The sequence below is a fragment of the Aliarcobacter faecis genome (genome assembly GCF_013201705.1).
Lineage (GTDB): Bacteria > Campylobacterota > Campylobacteria > Campylobacterales > Arcobacteraceae > Aliarcobacter > Aliarcobacter faecis.
The window spans coordinates 1,268,755-1,286,078 of the sequence record NZ_CP053837.1; the positions used below are offsets into that span (position 1 = coordinate 1,268,755).

Consider the following 17,324-nt stretch of genomic DNA (forward strand, 5'->3'; position numbering starts at 1 on the left):
TTGTATATATTTTATTCAAATTTTGCTACAAAATCTTTTAATTTATTTATTAATTTCCAATCTTTGACAAAATAAACTATTTCCATATTCTCTTCAAAAGATTTTTTTGTAAAGTTTAAACTACCAATTAGTGCTAATTTACTATCAAAAAGCATCATTTTTAGATGCATTTTCCTATCTTCAAGCAAAACAACTTTTATATTTGCCTCTTTTAACATATTATAAACTTCATCATCTTCTTCAACTTTTGTTTTATCCAATAAAACAGTTATTTTTACACCATTTTTGGAAGCTTTTATCAAATCTTTTGCAATATTTTTGTAACTAAAATTATACATAGCAACAAAAATTGACTCTTTTGAAGTTAAAATCTCATATCTTATCTTCTCTTTTAAAAAACTAGACTCTTGTGGTAGTATAAAAGTCTCACTTGAGTTAAAGTTTTCATTTGAATATAAATTTAGTACAAAAAATAGTATAAATAAAATTTTTTTCATCTAATTCTCCAATATTTTAAATATTTTTTCTGGTATTTTTGCTGGCTTTCCATTTTTTAAAAAAGCTAACTTAAACTCTGCTTCAAAAATAAGTTCATCATCTCGGAAAATTTCTTGTTTCATAATAATTGAAGCCGATTTTTTCTCTATAAGATTAGTTTTTAGCTCTAAAATATCTGCAAAAACAGCAGATTTTATCCAATTTGCCTTACATGATTTAACTACAAAAAACTCACTATTTGAGTGTGGAAGTAATCCTTTTTTGAAAAAAAGTTCACTTCTTGCTCTTTCACAAAAATTTAAATAGTTTGAGTGATACACCATATTTCCACAATCTGTATCTTCGTAATATACTCTTATTTTCACGATATAAACCCCTTCAACTATCTTTGTTTTGTTACTTCATCTATTGACTTTTTTATATCACTTGCAACTTCACTTGTTGTCTCTTTTGTAGCTTCCCAACTATCTTTGCTATCTTTTTTTATTCCATTCCAAGTTGCACAAGATTGAAAGAACAGTACAAATATAAGTAATATAATCTTTTTTATCATAAATTATTCCTTCCAAAATTTAAAACTTTCATTTAATTCAACTTATGGTCAAACTCAGGAACTATCTCTTTTAATTTTGCTATCTTATCTTCACAAATTAATAATTCATCAATTTTTTGATTTAATTCATTTATATCAAATATTGTTGGACTTGCCACTGTTATTGACTCATATTGTGTTTTTTTATCACTATCATTTATTAATAACTCTTCATATAATTTTTCACCAGGTCTTAATCCACAAAACTCTATTTTAACCTCACTTCTTCCACTAAGATCTATCATTTTTTTAGCTAAATCAACTATTTTTATTGGTTCACCCATATCAAGGATAAATATCTCTCCACCTTTTCCAATACTTGCAGCTTGAAGAACAAGTTCACAGGCTTCAGGAATTAACATAAAATATCTTGTAATCTCTGGATGAGTAACTGTAATATTTTTCCCAGCTTCAATTTGAGCTTTAAATTTTGGAATAACACTTCCACTACTTCCTAAAACATTTCCAAATCTTACAGCTACAATCTCTGTATCCTTTGCATCAACATTTTGTGCATAAAGTTCACAAATTCGCTTTGTTGTTCCCATTACATTTGTAGGACGAACTGCTTTATCTGTAGAGATTAATACAAATTTCTCAACACCATATTTTATAGATATATCAATACAATTTTTTGTTCCTATAATATTATTTGAAATACCTTCAAGAATATTATGTTCTACCAAAGGAACATGTTTATATGCAGCTGCATGAATTATAATTTGTGGTTTATACTTTTCAAAAGTTTTTTCTAAAAATTCTAATTTTCTAACGGTTTGCATAACAGGAACAATATTAGCCTCTTTTAACTCTTCAGTTATTGAGTATAGATTAAATTCACTATGATCTAGTAAAATAAGCTGTTTTGCACCAAAAGAGACACATTTTCTACTTATTTCACTTCCAATACTTCCACCAGCTCCAGTAATTAAAACTACTTTATCTTTTATAAAATTCTCTATTTGCTTTTTATCCAAATCTTTTGGATGACGTGCTAGTAAATCTTCAACTTCTATATCTTTTAGTTGTTTTGAAAAATCCTCATTTTTTAAAATCTTACTCATAGAAGGAAGAATTTTAATTGTTTCAAATCTATCTTGCATAGAGTTATAAACTCTATTTATATCCTCTTTAGAAGCTGATGGCATAGCAATAATCATAAGATTATATTTACTATTTTTAAAATTTGACAAATATCTATCTTTTGAAAAAATAGAAATCCCATCTATACTTCTATGGTGTAAAATCTCATCATCATCTATAAAACAAATCAATTTATATTCACTATTTAAAAACTCTCTTTGTAGTTGAAGACCAGCTTTTCCAGCTCCATATATAACAAAAGTTTTTGTTTTTTTGTTTCCTTTTATTGAATAAAAATATTTATAAACATAAACCAAAATATTTGTAATAAAGGTATAAAAAATCAAATCTATAAATAAAATATTAAAATGAACTTTATAAAAATAGTATAAAATAGGAGTATAAACTGCAAATGAAATCATTGCTAAAACTATCTTCATAAGCCCTGTTTTTGTAGAAGCTTTTGACCAAGAGAGTTTATAATCATCAAAAAATACAAAAGAAGCTAATATCCTAACTCCTATAACTATAAATAAAATATTAGCTGTAATATCTTTGTGTAATAAAAATGCAACTAAATATAGTGAAAATGTAGATACTACTATATTTACAATTACCCCTAAAAATCGTTTATCAAATAACATAATTTTTTAATCCAGATTCTTTCTTATAACATCACAAATCATCTTTACATCATCTTTTGTCATAGTAGTACTACTTGCTAAACAAATACCTTTTTCAAATAGCTCTTCACTAACTCCATTTAAAACTGACATTGTATTTAAAAAAAGTTTTTGCTTATGCATTGGTTTCCAAAGTGGTCTTGATTCTACATTTACTTCATCTAAAGCTTTCATTATTTTTTCATAAGAAGTTTTTTCAAAAATCAAAGTTGTAAGCCATCTATTTGCTCTACTCTCTTCTAATTCTGGCATAAAAGTTATCTCTTTTATATCTTTTAAAAACTCTTTGTACCACTCAAAAATCTCTCTTTTTTTATGTACTCGATCTTCTATAACTTCCATTTGAGCTACACCAATAGCGGCTAAAACATTACTCATACGATAGTTATATCCATACTCTAAATGTTCATAATGAATAAAAGGCTCTTTTGCTTGAGTAGAATAAAATTTTGCTTTTTCAATCCAATCTTTATTATTTGAAATAAGTATTCCTCCACCACTTGTAGTTAAAATCTTGTTTCCATTAAAAGAGTAAATTCCAAAATCTCCAAAAGTTCCAGTATGCTTACCTTTATAACTAGCACCTAAACTTTCAGCTGCATCTTCTATTAAATATATTCCATGTAGTTTACAAATATCAGCTATTTTTTCTATATTTGCACTTTGTCCATATAAATGAGTTACTATCAAAGCTTTTGGCTTTTTGTCACATTCACAAAGATACTTATTTAATAGTTTTGGGCATAAATTCCAAGTTTCTTTTTCACTATCTATAAAAATTGGATTTGCACCTTGATATAAAATAGCATTTATTGAACCTATAAAAGTAAAAGTAGATGCCATTACATCATCACCTTCTTTTATTCCTAAAACTCTTAAAGCTAAATGAATAGCAGCTGTTCCACTTGTAACTGCAAGTGCATTTGAACTACCTGTATAATTTTTAATACTATCTTCAAATTTATTTACATATTCACCTAATGGTGCTATATAGTTACTTTCAAATACTTTTTCTATATACTTCAATTCATTTCCACTCATATGTGGTGCACTTAAAAAAATTCTTTTATTCATTTATATTTCCTTTTTCTTTACATGGATTTCCATAAGCTTTTCTAAAATCTACTATATTATTTACAATGACTGAACCAGCACCAATAATACAATTTTTGCCAATTTTTAAACATTGTATAACACTTGAACCAATACCTATATGTGTAAAATCACCAACTCTTACATCTCCTGCTAGTGCAACATTTGGAGAGATATGCACAAAATCTCCTATTTTACACTCATGTTCAACTACACAAGAGCTATTTACTATCACACCTTTACCAATCATTACTTTTGCATTTACTACAACATTTGGCATAACAACTGTGCCTTCATCAATTTTTACACTAGGTGAAATTATACTACTTGGATGTACTAAAACTGGTAAAGTAAAATTATATTTTTTTGCTTTTTCATATAATTTTGCTCTTATTTTATTATTTCCAATACCAAAAGCTATTGGAATATCGTTATTTTCCTTTATATCATAAAAAGTTTTTAAACCTTTTTTAATATCATCATCAATAAATATAATATCTTCATATCCGCAAGATATTGCAATATCAGCTACGACCAAACCATGCCCACTTGCACCATAAATATAAATACTTTTCACTAATTATTTCCTCTAAATTTTTCCATAGTAGAACTTGTAGATGAACTTATATCACTTCTTTTTACAACTTTCAAAAATGTAAACCAAAGTATCTTTATATCAAGCCAAAATGATTGATTTTCTACATACCAAACATCATAATCAAACTTTTGTTCCCAACTTATAGCATTTCTTCCATTTACCTGTGCCCAACCTGTAATTCCTGGTAAGACATTATGTCTTTTTTTTTGCTTTTCATTGTATAGTGGTAAATACTCTATTAGAAGTGGTCTTGGTCCTACAAAACTCATTTCCCCTTTTAATACATTAAAAAGTTGTGGAAGTTCATCTAAACTTGTACTTCTTATAAATTTTCCAACTCCTACAAGTCTTTGTTCATCGGGAAGTAAGTTTCCATTTTCATCTTTGTCATTTGTCATAGTTCTAAATTTATATATACCAAATATTTTCTCTTTATATCCTGGTCTTTGTTGTCTAAATAGTATTGGTTTTCCCATTTTATTCCATATAAGTAAACTTACAATTATATAAATAGGTGAAAAAAGAATTATTAAAAATAGTGCTAAGGTTTTATCAAATGGTGATTTAAACATTGTACAACCTTAAATATTGTTCAACTACAACTTTCACATCAAATTCGTTTAAAGCTTTTTCTCTACTTGCTTTTCCAAACTCTTTCCTCATATTTTCATTTTCTACTAATATCTTTATTTTTTTTGCTAATACTTGACTATCTTTAACAGGTACTAAAAACCCATTAACTCCATCGTCAACTACTTCTCTACAACCCACATTATCAGTAGTTACAATTGGTTTTCCCATAGATGCAGCCTCTAGTAAAGTTCTAGGCACTCCTTCTCCATAAAAACTTGGTAATACAAAGATATTACACTTATCTATTTGCTCTTTAATATCGTTTCTATGTCCTAGCCATTTTACATTACCATTTTTTAAAAAATCTTTACTAGCACATGATATATTACCATTATCTGTATCACCTATAAAAATAAACTCAATATCTTCATTTTCTAGAATTTTTGCAGCTTCATAATATTCTTTAATTCCCTTATGCCATATGGCTCTTGCTACCATCAAGACATTTATCTTTTCATTTTTAAGAGGTTCTTGAGATACAAAAGCCTCTGTATCTATACCAGAGCTTTTGATAAGTACAGCTTTTTTAGCCTCTACAAAACCACTATCTACAAAATAGTTCATATCATCACTATTTTGAAAGATACATTTGTTGGCTTTAGAGTTAGCATATTTATAAAGAATATTCATGATAGTTTTGACTACTTTTGACTTAAAAGAACCATCTATATAAAAACTCCCTAATCCTGTCACTGCATTACAAACTAAAGGAATATTTGCTTTTTTACCTGCGATACTGCCATATATATTTGGCTTAGCTGTAAAGTTTTGTAATATATCCAAATCCAATGGCTTGATTACTTCATATATTTTTTTGATAGTTAAAATTTCTGCAAATGGGTTTAAGCCTTTTCTGCTTATCTTATAATTTACTACTTCACAACCCAAACTTTTAAGTGCATCATTCTTATCACCACTAGGACATATAGCATAAACTTTATGACCTTTACTTACTAATTCTTTTATGATTGGTGCTCTAAACAAATATAAGTTTAAGTCTAAATGTGATAAAAATCCTATTGTTTTACTCATTACTATCTCCAATTACATCTATAAACTTTTTCATTATCTTTTTAATATTAAAATCCTCTATTCTTTGAAAGTTTTTTATTTTTATAGCTTCTATATCAACATTTTCATATAAATAAAATTTCATTTTTTCTATCAAAGTATCCACATTACCAACTGGATATACTAAACCATACTTTTCATCTTCAAGTATTTCTTTTGGTCCACTTTTACAATCACTTGAAATCACAGGCAATCCACAAGCCATAGCTTCTACTAATACATTTGGAAAGCCTTCAATCTCTGAGTTTAAAACAAATAAATCAGATTTATTTAGATAATAAAATGGATTTTTGACATTTCCTAAAAAATGAATCTTTTCTTTTATATTTAGATTATTACACTCGCTTATCAACTCATCTTTCAAAATACCATCACCTAAAAATATAAGTTCTAAACTATCATCACTTTTTTGTAACTCATAAAAAGCTTTTATCAAGTCAATATTTCTTTTAAGTGGTATCAATCTACCAACAGAGATAATATATTTTTTGTTTTCTTTAAACTCAAAATTTACATCTTCACAAATATCTTTTTTATTGTTTATATACTTTATATCAACTGGATTATAAATCACTTTTGTATTTATAGTTATGTTCATAAGGGATTTTAAATCTTCATCAACACCCTTAGAGTTTGATATTATCAAATCTGATTTATCAAATAAATTATTTATCAAAAATAGATTTACTTTACCTAATAAGCCTTCATTTTTATATCTTGATGTTGTACTTCTGATATTTATAATACTTTTGTGGCTACTTCCAAAAATCTTAGCCAAAATATTTATGTAATTTGGTCTATATAAGAATGACATCACAGTATTAATACTATTTTCTTTTATATAACTTTTTAACTTCAAAGCTATAAATGGTAACTCTAAAAGTTTTTGCATTCCATTTTTCTTTGAATTTGATAATATGATAGGAGTTATAGACTTCGGCAAATCATAATTAATCCCGTCTTCCATCATCATAAAATGAACTTTTATATTTTGCTCATTGTCAAGTTCTTTTAAAAGTAGAGATATTACTCTCTCCGCTCCTCCTTTTTGCATAGTTGCACAAAGTATTAAAATATTTTTACTTTTCATAATACTTTTCCATCCATTTGATATAAGATATTAAAGTCCATATTTGATGGTAATTATTTTCTTTTGCATTCATATGATTTTCTATCATCTCTTTTATATAGCTTATGTTTAAATCATCTATTTTTTGAAGATTTTTTTCACTCAGTGTTTCATATACATACTCTCTTAGTTCATCTCTAAACCAATTTCTTAAAGGAATAGTAAAACCACTTTTTGGTCTATCAAAAATCTCTTTAGGAAGATAATCATAAAGTATATCTTTTAGTATATTTTTACCACTTCCATTTTTATATTTGTATTCAAATGGTATTTTTTGAGAAAATTCTATAACTTTATAATCCACCAAAGGAGTTCTAGCCTCCAAACCATATGCCATAGTTCCCCTATCAACTTTAGTAAATATATCTCCATTCATATATGTTTTTATATCATAATCTGACATTCTTTCAAAAAAATCTTTTTGACTATACAAATATTTTTTATATTCATCTTGACACAAAATATTTTTTTGATTGAAAAGTTTTTCAAAATCAAAAAGTCTACCGCTATATAAAAACAACTCTTCTAAAGTATCAATCTTTAAACCATCTGCTATTTTTTTGAAACGATAATTTGATGATTTATTTAATACATAGCTTATAGCACTTCTTACAAACTTTGGAAATTCATATAGTTTTCTAACTTTTGCCATCCTAAAGTAGTTGTTATATCCCCAAAAAAGTTCATCTCCACCATCTCCTGAAAGAGCTACAGTTACATATTTTCTTGTTTCTCTTGAGAGTATCATCATAGCTAGTGATGAAGAATCATTGTATGGTTCATCATAATATTCGTTTAGATTTTCAATCAAATCTATCATATCTTCTGGTTTACAATCTAATGTATGATGTTTTGTACCAAGGATAGTTGCTATATCTTTTGCTATGTTTGATTCATCAAACTTGGCATCTGAAAACTTGATAGAAAAAGTATCAAGTTTTTGACCTAACTCTTTTACTACTATTGAAGATACTAAACTACTATCAACTCCACCACTTAAAAATACTCCAATAGGTACATCACTATGAAGTCTTTGTTTTATAGAATCTATAATCAACTCTTTTAAATCTTTTTTTATAGTTTCATAAGAGTTTATAAAATGCTCATTTGATGTAGATATATCCCAATACTGTTTTTTTGTAAATTCAAAACTATTTAAATCATAAGTGAAACTATATCCTGCTTCAAGTTTATAGACATCTTCAAAAATAGTATAAGGTTCAGGTACATATCCATATCTAAAATATAATTTTTCAGATTTTTTATCTATTTCTAAATCTTTTTGAAATATGATTTGTTTCAACTGTGAAGCAAACTCAAATATATCATCTCTTTTATAGTAATAAAATGGTTTTTTGCCAAGTCTATCCCTTGCTCCAAAAAATATATTTTTAACTGCATCATAAATAACAAAAGCAAACATTCCATTTAGTTTATCAAGAATTTTTTCACCATATACTTTATACCCTACCAGTAATACTTCTGTATCTGAGTTGGTATTAAACTCGTATCCTACTTTTATCAACTCATCTTTTATCTCTTGATAGTTATAAATTTCACCATTAAATACTATCTCATAGTTATAAATCTTAAAAGGTTGGTTTGACCTACTATCTAGGTCTATAATGGCTAAACGATTATGTCCAAATGAGTAACTATTCCTTATAGAAATTCCTGTATAATCAGGACCTCTAAAATCTGCTAGTTTTAAAATAGTATATAATTGCTCTTTTGTTTGTCTTTTATTTATTCCATAGATTCCACACATTTTAGCTAAGTTCCTTTTTACTTTTATTATTAAAATATTCTAAATAAAAAATTGAATAAAATAACGTACTAACACCTAACCCATAAAATGAAACACCTTTATAATTATAAATTATAAAAGCTACAAAAATTATCAATAATTGGAATAAATATTTTCTGTTAGAATTTTTATATAAATTATTAAATAAGAATCTAAAAAGAGTAAAAATATAACTTATAAATAGTAATAAACCTATAACACCCATTCCCCTTAATAATATTAAAAAACCTGAATCAGTATTAATAACATTTAAATCGTCTGAATTCCAATTTCTTAATCCAGTACCAAAAAGTTGTTCTAGTAAATTTGAATTGTAAAACATTGAAAATTCTAAATTATTACTATCAGATAATTGATTAATACTTTTATTATCAGCTAGAGTAAAAATATCAGAAATCCATATAAAATTTGTTTCTATTTCTTCATAGTATTGAAAAAACATACCTAAAATAACTAACAATGAAATAAATAAATAAAATATATTTTTTTTATTTATAACTAAAAATTCTATTATTAATAATCCTAAAATAAAAACTAATGGTGTTCTTGCCTGAAATAAACAAGAAATAATAATAAGAAGAATAAAAAAAACAGATTTAATATCTAAAGGCTTTTTTAATAGTATATATATTGAAAAAAAGCTCATAAATCCAGCTTCAATATAACTCATTAAACCACCATTTCTAATAAAACTAGAACTTCCAGGATTAATAACATTTAATCCTGATAAATAATTTATAATAAAATTAATATTAAATATATTATAGAAAGACAATAGAGTTATTATTGAATTCATAATCAGTAAAAATAATAATATACCAATTTTTTTATCAATATTTTTAGAGTTATTCAATATATAATATAATGTTAAATTGAAAACCAATAACCTTAAAACCACATATAAATAATAAATATTATGATGAAAAACAATTATACAAATCGAGCAATAAAACATAATTAGTAATAAAAAAAACAAATGTATTTTAATAAACCTATCAAAAATAAATTTTTTTTTGTTTAAAATAAAATAGCTCCCCAATAACAATAGATTTATAAATAAATTAAAAAATCCAAATATAGAAAAAATATTAAATATGACAAATAAAAAGAAAAAAATATTGTCTAGAATATTTTGCGAAAAAATAATTTTTTTATTCATGGCAATCTATAATATTTCAAGCTTGGATAAAACTTAATAAAATTGAAAATACTCTTATAATGAAAAGTTTTCAACCAAAATAAAAAATGTTTAAATGTAGATTTTCTTAAGTTTTTAAAATCTGCTAACAAATATGTTAAAACAACTGTATTTAAATATTTCTTTTTATTTGGAAATAGCTTATTTAAAAGATTTAAGTTACTTAATCTTATATCAACTATTTTAGGATTCATCATAACACCTATATTTGCTCTATATACTCCATAAATATTATTATCAACAAACATTACTTTTTTATCTTCTACTTGAACTATATTTGAAAAGAAATCCATCATATTATTAAAATTTTTATATTTATTTAGTATTTGTAAAGTACTTTTTCTATACATTTTTGAACTATTAACGGCAACTGTACCTATCATCAATAAATCATTTTGTGTAAAACCAATTTTTAATCTACTTGGTTCTAAAAAGCTCTCCTTCATATCTCCGTTTGGATAAAGAACCTTAACCCTATGAAAACAAATATTACAATCAGGTGTTTTATCCATAAAATCAGCCTGAGCTTGGAGTTTTCCAGGCAATGCATAATCATCACCATCCATATGGCAAATATATTCACCTTTTGCCTGATTATGAACCAAAAAGTAGTTGTCACTTGCTCCTACATTTTTCTCATGAAACAGAGGTTTTACGATATTTGGATATTTATCTGCATATTCTTGCACTATGGCTCTTGTATTATCAGTAGAACAATCCTCTCCAACTATAACTTCAAAATCAAAATCGCACTTTTGAGTAACTATACTTTCTAAACATTCTTTAATATATTTTTCATGATTGTAGGTTACTATACATACTGAAACTTTTACAGGAAACTTTTCACTTCGTGAAACCGCATTTGCTAGTTTTGGATTAATTTGCATTTAAAAACCTTGTAAATATTTTTTGTCTAATTTGTGTTGAAAAAAGTAATGTAAATAAAAACGAAACTATCCCAACTAAAAATAATTTTATTAATACCATCATATTATAAACCATTTGAATATCTAAAATATAGTATTTCATAATTAAAACTACTCCATAACCACCTATAAACATTTTGATTATATTGTACAGCCATTTTATATGCTCACCTTTTAAAAACTTTTTATGAATAAAACCTATCCAAAATAGTAAAAAACATAAGTTTATAATAAACCATAAAACACCAGTTTCTATTGGTCCATAGTTTGAGGCTATATATATTTGAAGGGGTATTAAGATTATTGCATATATTAAATTTCCTCTTACATGTAGTTTTAAATCACCTTTTGCATACTGTAAATAGTATGCAAAAGCAGCTGATGAAACTACAACATTTCCTAAAACATACCAAATCAAAATTTTACTTGCATTTTGAGCTGCTATTTCATCATGTGTCCAAAGATAAAGTATCTCTTGAGCGTATATAACCAAAAGTGCAGATATAGGAACTACAACCATAAGTGCGATTTCTAAACTAAAAAAATATACCCTTTTAAATCCTTCTTCATCTTTTCTTTCTGAATAATATACAAGTCTTGGCATAATAGCTCCACTTATTGCATTTCCAAGTACAAATACACCATTTGCTATTACAATAGCTAAAGAAAAATATCCATATTGTTCAAGAGGAATAGTTTTTGAAAGTATTAGCTTATCTATTTGTGTTACGACAACCCAAATAATACTTCCAAAAGCTATAGCAAAAGAAAACTTATAAATTTTTTTTAGTACTTCAAAAGAGTAAAGAATATTCTGTTGTACTTTCTCAAAATTTGTATATGTAAAATACTGAATAACTAAAAGTTCAAAAATACTAACTATCATTTGATATATAAAAAATACCAAGATAGAAGCCTCAAAAAAATAAAATGCCCCTAAAACTCCAACAAATCTAACAGTATTTGAAATAATTTCAAAACTATTCAACCATACTTGTCTTTCAAGTCCTGATACAACTCCACTATAAAGACTAGAAACCCATCTAGTCCCTACAACAACACCCATAAAACAAACAGCATAAGATACAGTTTTCAAATCAAGATTTTCAACTTTTAACCAAGAAGAAGAGATATAACCACTTAAAAATATAATACCTAAAGCCATAACTAAACCAGTAGATACAAATATAGTTTCAAATGTTCTTAAAACTGTTCTAAGTTCAAAAGTATCAATACTTTCAGCTCTATATCGTGCACTCTCTCTTGCAAGTGTTGGCTTCATACCCAGATCAAGAAGTTGCATCCATGATTGAAGCATAATATAAAATCCAATAAGCCCAAATGCCTCACTTCCAAAATAAGATAAATATAATGGCATCATAAAAATACCAATAAGTGCTTTGTAAGCTTGTCCTATGTAGTTTGCTATGATGTTTTTTTTGAGGCTTATTAGTTTATTCAAACTAAACTCCCACCATCAACAACAATTTGCTGACCAGTAACCCAACTAGATTTATCACTTAAATAAAATTCGACCATATCAACAATTTGTTGAACTTTTCCAATTCCCAAAGGATAAATTTCTACAAAATGCTTCACTAATTCTTCATTTTCAAAGCTCTTTTCAGTCATTTTTGTTTTAATAGCCCCAGGAAGAATAGAATTTACTCTAATATTAGGTGCAACTTCCAAACTTAATACTTTCATATAAGCATCAAGTGCCGCTTTAGAAGCAGAATAAGCAGCTTTTACTTTATACCCTCTAATAGCACTTATACTAGATATAAATAAAATATTTTTTAACTCATTTTTATTTACACTTCTTTTTAAAAGAATATTTATTATTTCAACTACACTATAAAAATTTACTTTCATAAGCTTTTCAATAGAATCATAATTAAGCAATTTTACTGGTAAATTGTCATCTATCCCAGCACAATGAACAAGTTTCTCTATTACTATTTCATTCTTTTCCATTAAAGCTTTTAAAGAACTGGAAATACCATCAACTAACGATAAATCATAACACCAAAATAGGCTATTTTCTACATCATTTGATAATATTTCTAAATTTTCATGATTTCTTCCATGAAAAATAATATTATATTCTTTTGCCAATCTCAAAGCCACTTCTTTTCCTATACCTGAAGTGGCTCCTGTTATTAAAACATATTTTTTCATTTTTGTTTAGATTTAATAACTGCTTTAATATCTGCAACTGTCTTAACATTTGCAATATCAGGTTGAAAAAGATTAACACCATATTGTTTATCTATATAAGATAGAAGTGTTAATCTAGCTAAAGAGTCCCACATATCACTTTCAGTCAAGATTTCATCATCACTTATACTATCTACTTCTAAAATATCTGCCATCTCAATATTTAATTCTTTCATTTATTACTCCTCATATTCAATTATTTCACAACTATTAAGGCTACCCATATCTAGTATCATACTAGCCCATGTAAGTCCAACACCAAAACCTGCCAAACACAGCTTTAACTTTTTATCTTCCAATAATTTAGAACCTAAATTATGAGTGATATTTACAGGAATTGTTACAGAATTAGAATTTCCATAAATTTCAACTATATTGTTTGGCATTTTTTCTCTAGCAACTTCTATTTTATCAGCCAGTTTTTCAAGCATAAATTTATTTGGCTGATGAAACATATAATAATCTACATCATCTTTTGATAGATTATTTACTTTTAAAATTTCATCTACCATAAGTGGTACTTCTAGTTGCACAAAACTAAATACAGAAGCACCTTCCATATTTAAGTTTTCTAAACTTCTAAAATTACCATCTCCCACATCAATATCTTTTGATGTATCTTTATTTGAAGGCATTCTAAAAGCACCTGCTGGAATTTTCAACACCATGGCATCTTTCCCACGATTTTTTGTAAATATTTTTATATCACTTGTATTATTATCATTTTCTATAATTGTAACTGCTCCAGCATCGCCAACTACAGGAAAGCTATTTCTATCTTTATTATTGATTTTTCTACTTAAAGTATCACCATTTAATAGTGCTACTTTATTTATACCATCTTGTTCTAGTAGCATAAATGCTTGTTGAAGCCCTATTATAAAACCTGCACATCCATGATTTATATCAAAACACAAACTATCCTCTTTTAAGCCTAACTTTCCATGTAAAATAGAACTCGTTGGTGGTATAAAATGATCAGGTGTATGAGTTACAAAAATCATAGCATCGATACTTTCTCTTTGTAATCCTTTATTTTCAACAAGATGATTAAAAGCAAATTCACATAAATCTGAAGCGGTAATATTTTCAGGTGCAATTCTGTGTTCATCAAATCCCATAATCTCTTTGAGCTTCATACATTTTGCTCTTGAAAAGCTATAGTTTTCTATCTCATCATCAAATCTTGATATTTGGGAAGGTACAACTGAAACAATATCAGTAATTTTTTTTCCTTTAAAATTCAATATCATGTTTATCCCTAAATATATTTTTGAACTAATTTTTCAATCGTATCAATATTTTGAAAATTTTCAGGAGTCATTTCTGTACCTTCAATTGATATTTCAAATACTTCATCTAAACTTGAAACCAGAGTAATCAAATCAAATGAATCAAGTAATCCATCTTCTAAAAAATTATCAGAATTTGCAAAATCAAACTCTGGTCTAATATTTTCTAATACCTCTTTTATTTTATTTTTCATTTTCTACCTCTTTTTTAAATATAATATCTTTTAAATCCTCGAATGAATAGCCAAAACTTTTATACAATTTTATTGCTATTTCATTGTTCTCTAATACCCACAATTGTTTTTTCTTTATTTGTTTAGTTAAATATAAATATTGTTTCATTAAAAGCTTTGACAAACCTTGTCCTCTATAGTTTTCGTCTACAAATAAATACCTAAGTTCTGTTACAACTTTTTTTGAATCAAACCATAAAAAACATACAATACTATTCTTATCCAAAATTTTAATTATAGATTGTGTTTTTATAGCTTTTTCAATATCAATATTAGATGGTAAATTTTCTGAATATTTATTAAATTTATGTAAGAATATTAATTTTAAACTTTTAGCATCTGAAATATTACAATATTTTATATTCAGTTCTTCATTTTCTATATCAATAATATAATCATCATTCATAAAACTCATTTTACTCAATCTTGTATATTCAATAAATCCATATTTGTCAATAGTTTTCTTAAGTTCAATATCAATTTTATCTTTATAAATCCACTCTAAAGAACTATTTTTATTCCAATTTGCTTTAATTAATAATAATTCTAAAGAATAAAAACCATTTACCATAAAATAGCTTTTGTAGATATCATATTCTTGATCATATACAAAAAATAGTAAGCCATTAGCATTTTCAATTAATATAATTTTTTTGCCTAATATATTTTGAGAGAGATAATTACTAATAATTTCTTTATGATTTTTTCTAAATTCAAATAATTTTACTTTTAATTCATCAAATGAAATAATCAAATCAATTCCTTCAATTTATTTCTATCAATTTTTCCATTTATATTTAATGGCATTCCATCAAGCAATATAAACTTTGTTGGAAGCATATACTTTGGCAATTTATTATGTAGTGTTAGTAAAATAGCTTTTTGTTCTAGTTTTTTCGCTGATTCATAAATAAGTACTATATTGTTATTTTCATTATCATATAATACACAAGCATTATCAACCCCATCTATTGCTAAAATAGCTGTTTCTATCTCTCCTAGTTCTATTCTATACCCCATATGTTTGATTTGAAAATCTTTTCTACCTTTATAGATAAGTTCACCTTTTTTATTGTAATAAACGATATCACCTGTTCGATAAATTTTTTCAGGATAAGCTTTATTAAGCGGATTTTGTACAAATACCAAAGCAGTTTTTTCAGGGTCATTATAATATCCAAGAGCCAAAGAACTACCTCTTACACAAAGTTCTCCTATTTCATTTATTTCACTTATTAAATTATCTTCATCATCAAGTACCAATACATCTGTATTTTTACAAGCATAACCAATAGGAAGTGGTTCATCATCTGCAAAGTCTCTATCTAAAATATAATGCGTACAAATAACTGTGGTCTCGGTAGGCCCAAAGAAGTTAGAATAAATTGTAGACTCTAAATTATTTTTCCAATACATCAAATGTTTTGTAGGCATTGATTCCCCACCATAGAAAACAGTTTTTATTGATAAATTTCTATTTTTCAATAAATCTAATTTAGAAATAGTTGTTAAAATAGATGGTACCCAATATATAAAATTAACTTTCTTTTCTTCTAAATAATCAAGTAATTTAGGAGGAAACATAAATAAGCTTTCAGGAATTAAAACTAAAGTTGAACCAGTAGCTAAAGTAACATATAAATCAGAAGCTGAAATATCAAAATGAAGAGGTGATTGATTTCCTAAAATTAAATTATCATCAAATTTATATTCTCTTACAACCCAATCAATATAATCAACCATTGCTTTATGAGGTAAAGTAACACCTTTTGGAACACCTGTTGAACCAGAAGTATTTAAAATATATACTGGATCCATATCTATTGATGATTTATAATTAATAAAATTCAATTCAATATTTTGAGTAAAATCTATTTCATCAAAAATAATCAATTGAATACTATCATCTAATGCATTTAATAACTTAACACTTTTACTATCTGTAATAATATATTTTATATCTATATTTTTGATAATTGCTTCAATTCTTGAAAATGGGTTTTTTACATCAAGTGGTACATAAAAATCACCATTATAAAGTACACCTAAAAATGATTTAACAGCTTCAATTGATTTTGGTAAAAACACACCAACAGGTAGATTTCTATTTATACTTTTTGATTGTAAAGTTGCAGCTACACATTTTGCATGATGCTGTAAATCTTCAAAACTTATAGAACTTTTTTCATCTATAATAGCTATTTTATTTGGAAATTTTTTTACTGTATTTTCTAAATACTCTAAAACATTTTTTTGCATTTCAACCTCT

Annotated in this window: 19 protein-coding genes; all 19 read right to left on the bottom strand. The window is 26.0% G+C overall.

The genetic code is table 11. The features are described 5' to 3' along the window. Window positions 1-11: 11 nt before the first annotated feature. From AFAEC_RS06455 to AFAEC_RS06545, 19 genes are read right to left on the bottom strand one after another with little or no spacing between them, the layout of a single operon-like run. Window positions 12-497, bottom strand: a complete 486-nt coding sequence (locus AFAEC_RS06455) for a phospholipase D-like domain-containing protein (RefSeq protein ID WP_026805560.1) — start codon at window positions 495-497, stop codon at window positions 12-14. Next, entirely contained in the window at window positions 498-863 is a 366-nt protein-coding gene (locus AFAEC_RS06460; protein WP_026805559.1) for a YbgC/FadM family acyl-CoA thioesterase, read from the bottom strand. Window positions 864-880: 17 nt separating this feature from the next. Continuing rightward, window positions 881-1,051 (bottom strand): hypothetical protein, encoded by a 171-nt coding sequence (locus AFAEC_RS06465; RefSeq protein ID WP_164467003.1) that lies wholly within the window; start codon window positions 1,049-1,051, stop codon window positions 881-883. 32 nt (window positions 1,052-1,083) lie between these two features. Next, window positions 1,084-2,817 carry a UDP-N-acetylglucosamine 4,6-dehydratase (configuration-retaining) gene (gene pglF / locus AFAEC_RS06470; RefSeq protein ID WP_026805558.1) on the bottom strand — a complete coding sequence of 578 codons (1,734 nt, stop codon included), beginning with the start codon at window positions 2,815-2,817 and terminating at the stop codon, window positions 1,084-1,086. Between the two features lie 6 nt (window positions 2,818-2,823). Then, a complete protein-coding gene (gene pglE / locus AFAEC_RS06475; protein ID WP_026805557.1) occupies window positions 2,824-3,930 on the bottom strand; it encodes a UDP-N-acetylbacillosamine transaminase in 1,107 nt (368 codons plus the stop codon). After that, window positions 3,923-4,525: an acetyltransferase gene (locus tag AFAEC_RS06480; protein ID WP_026805556.1), complete on the bottom strand. Its 603-nt coding sequence runs from the start codon at window positions 4,523-4,525 to the stop codon at window positions 3,923-3,925. The genes pglE and AFAEC_RS06480 overlap by 8 nt, the downstream gene beginning before the upstream one ends. After that, complete coding sequence (pglC, locus tag AFAEC_RS06485) at window positions 4,525-5,118, bottom strand: undecaprenyl phosphate N,N'-diacetylbacillosamine 1-phosphate transferase (protein WP_026805555.1); 594 nt, start codon at window positions 5,116-5,118, stop codon at window positions 4,525-4,527. Before pglC ends, AFAEC_RS06480 begins: the two co-directional genes overlap by 1 nt. Then, a complete protein-coding gene (locus AFAEC_RS06490; protein ID WP_026805554.1) occupies window positions 5,111-6,211 on the bottom strand; it encodes a glycosyltransferase family 4 protein in 1,101 nt (366 codons plus the stop codon). Before AFAEC_RS06490 ends, pglC begins: the two co-directional genes overlap by 8 nt. Continuing rightward, window positions 6,204-7,340, bottom strand: a complete 1,137-nt coding sequence (locus AFAEC_RS06495; protein ID WP_034216325.1) for a glycosyltransferase — start codon at window positions 7,338-7,340, stop codon at window positions 6,204-6,206. Before AFAEC_RS06495 ends, AFAEC_RS06490 begins: the two co-directional genes overlap by 8 nt. Beyond that, a complete protein-coding gene (gene asnB / locus AFAEC_RS06500; RefSeq protein ID WP_026805552.1) occupies window positions 7,330-9,147 on the bottom strand; it encodes an asparagine synthase (glutamine-hydrolyzing) in 1,818 nt (605 codons plus the stop codon). The genes AFAEC_RS06495 and asnB overlap by 11 nt, the downstream gene beginning before the upstream one ends. Window position 9,148: 1 nt before the next feature. After that, complete coding sequence (locus AFAEC_RS06505) at window positions 9,149-10,345, bottom strand: oligosaccharide repeat unit polymerase (RefSeq protein ID WP_148294536.1); 1,197 nt, start codon at window positions 10,343-10,345, stop codon at window positions 9,149-9,151. Beyond that, window positions 10,342-11,271, bottom strand: coding sequence for a glycosyltransferase family 2 protein (locus AFAEC_RS06510; protein WP_051487512.1), 930 nt, complete (start codon window positions 11,269-11,271; stop codon window positions 10,342-10,344). Before AFAEC_RS06510 ends, AFAEC_RS06505 begins: the two co-directional genes overlap by 4 nt. Next, window positions 11,261-12,772 carry a lipopolysaccharide biosynthesis protein gene (locus tag AFAEC_RS06515; protein WP_026805550.1) on the bottom strand — a complete coding sequence of 504 codons (1,512 nt, stop codon included), beginning with the start codon at window positions 12,770-12,772 and terminating at the stop codon, window positions 11,261-11,263. Before AFAEC_RS06515 ends, AFAEC_RS06510 begins: the two co-directional genes overlap by 11 nt. Beyond that, on the bottom strand, window positions 12,769-13,491 hold the full coding sequence (locus tag AFAEC_RS06520; RefSeq protein ID WP_026805549.1) for an SDR family NAD(P)-dependent oxidoreductase: 723 nt from the start codon (window positions 13,489-13,491) through the stop codon (window positions 12,769-12,771). Before AFAEC_RS06520 ends, AFAEC_RS06515 begins: the two co-directional genes overlap by 4 nt. After that, window positions 13,488-13,706 carry a phosphopantetheine-binding protein gene (locus tag AFAEC_RS06525; protein ID WP_034216322.1) on the bottom strand — a complete coding sequence of 73 codons (219 nt, stop codon included), beginning with the start codon at window positions 13,704-13,706 and terminating at the stop codon, window positions 13,488-13,490. The genes AFAEC_RS06520 and AFAEC_RS06525 overlap by 4 nt, the downstream gene beginning before the upstream one ends. A gap of 3 nt (window positions 13,707-13,709) precedes the next feature. Continuing rightward, window positions 13,710-14,783: a 3-oxoacyl-[acyl-carrier-protein] synthase III C-terminal domain-containing protein gene (locus AFAEC_RS06530; RefSeq protein ID WP_026805548.1), complete on the bottom strand. Its 1,074-nt coding sequence runs from the start codon at window positions 14,781-14,783 to the stop codon at window positions 13,710-13,712. An 8-nt stretch (window positions 14,784-14,791) separates the two neighbouring features. Further along, window positions 14,792-15,016 (bottom strand): phosphopantetheine-binding protein, encoded by a 225-nt coding sequence (locus AFAEC_RS06535; protein WP_026805547.1) that lies wholly within the window; start codon window positions 15,014-15,016, stop codon window positions 14,792-14,794. Then, complete coding sequence (locus tag AFAEC_RS06540; RefSeq protein WP_026805546.1) at window positions 15,006-15,809, bottom strand: GNAT family N-acetyltransferase; 804 nt, start codon at window positions 15,807-15,809, stop codon at window positions 15,006-15,008. Before AFAEC_RS06540 ends, AFAEC_RS06535 begins: the two co-directional genes overlap by 11 nt. Beyond that, window positions 15,806-17,314 (bottom strand): amino acid adenylation domain-containing protein, encoded by a 1,509-nt coding sequence (locus AFAEC_RS06545; RefSeq protein ID WP_026805545.1) that lies wholly within the window; start codon window positions 17,312-17,314, stop codon window positions 15,806-15,808. Before AFAEC_RS06545 ends, AFAEC_RS06540 begins: the two co-directional genes overlap by 4 nt. Between the last annotated feature and the right edge of the window lie 10 nt (window positions 17,315-17,324).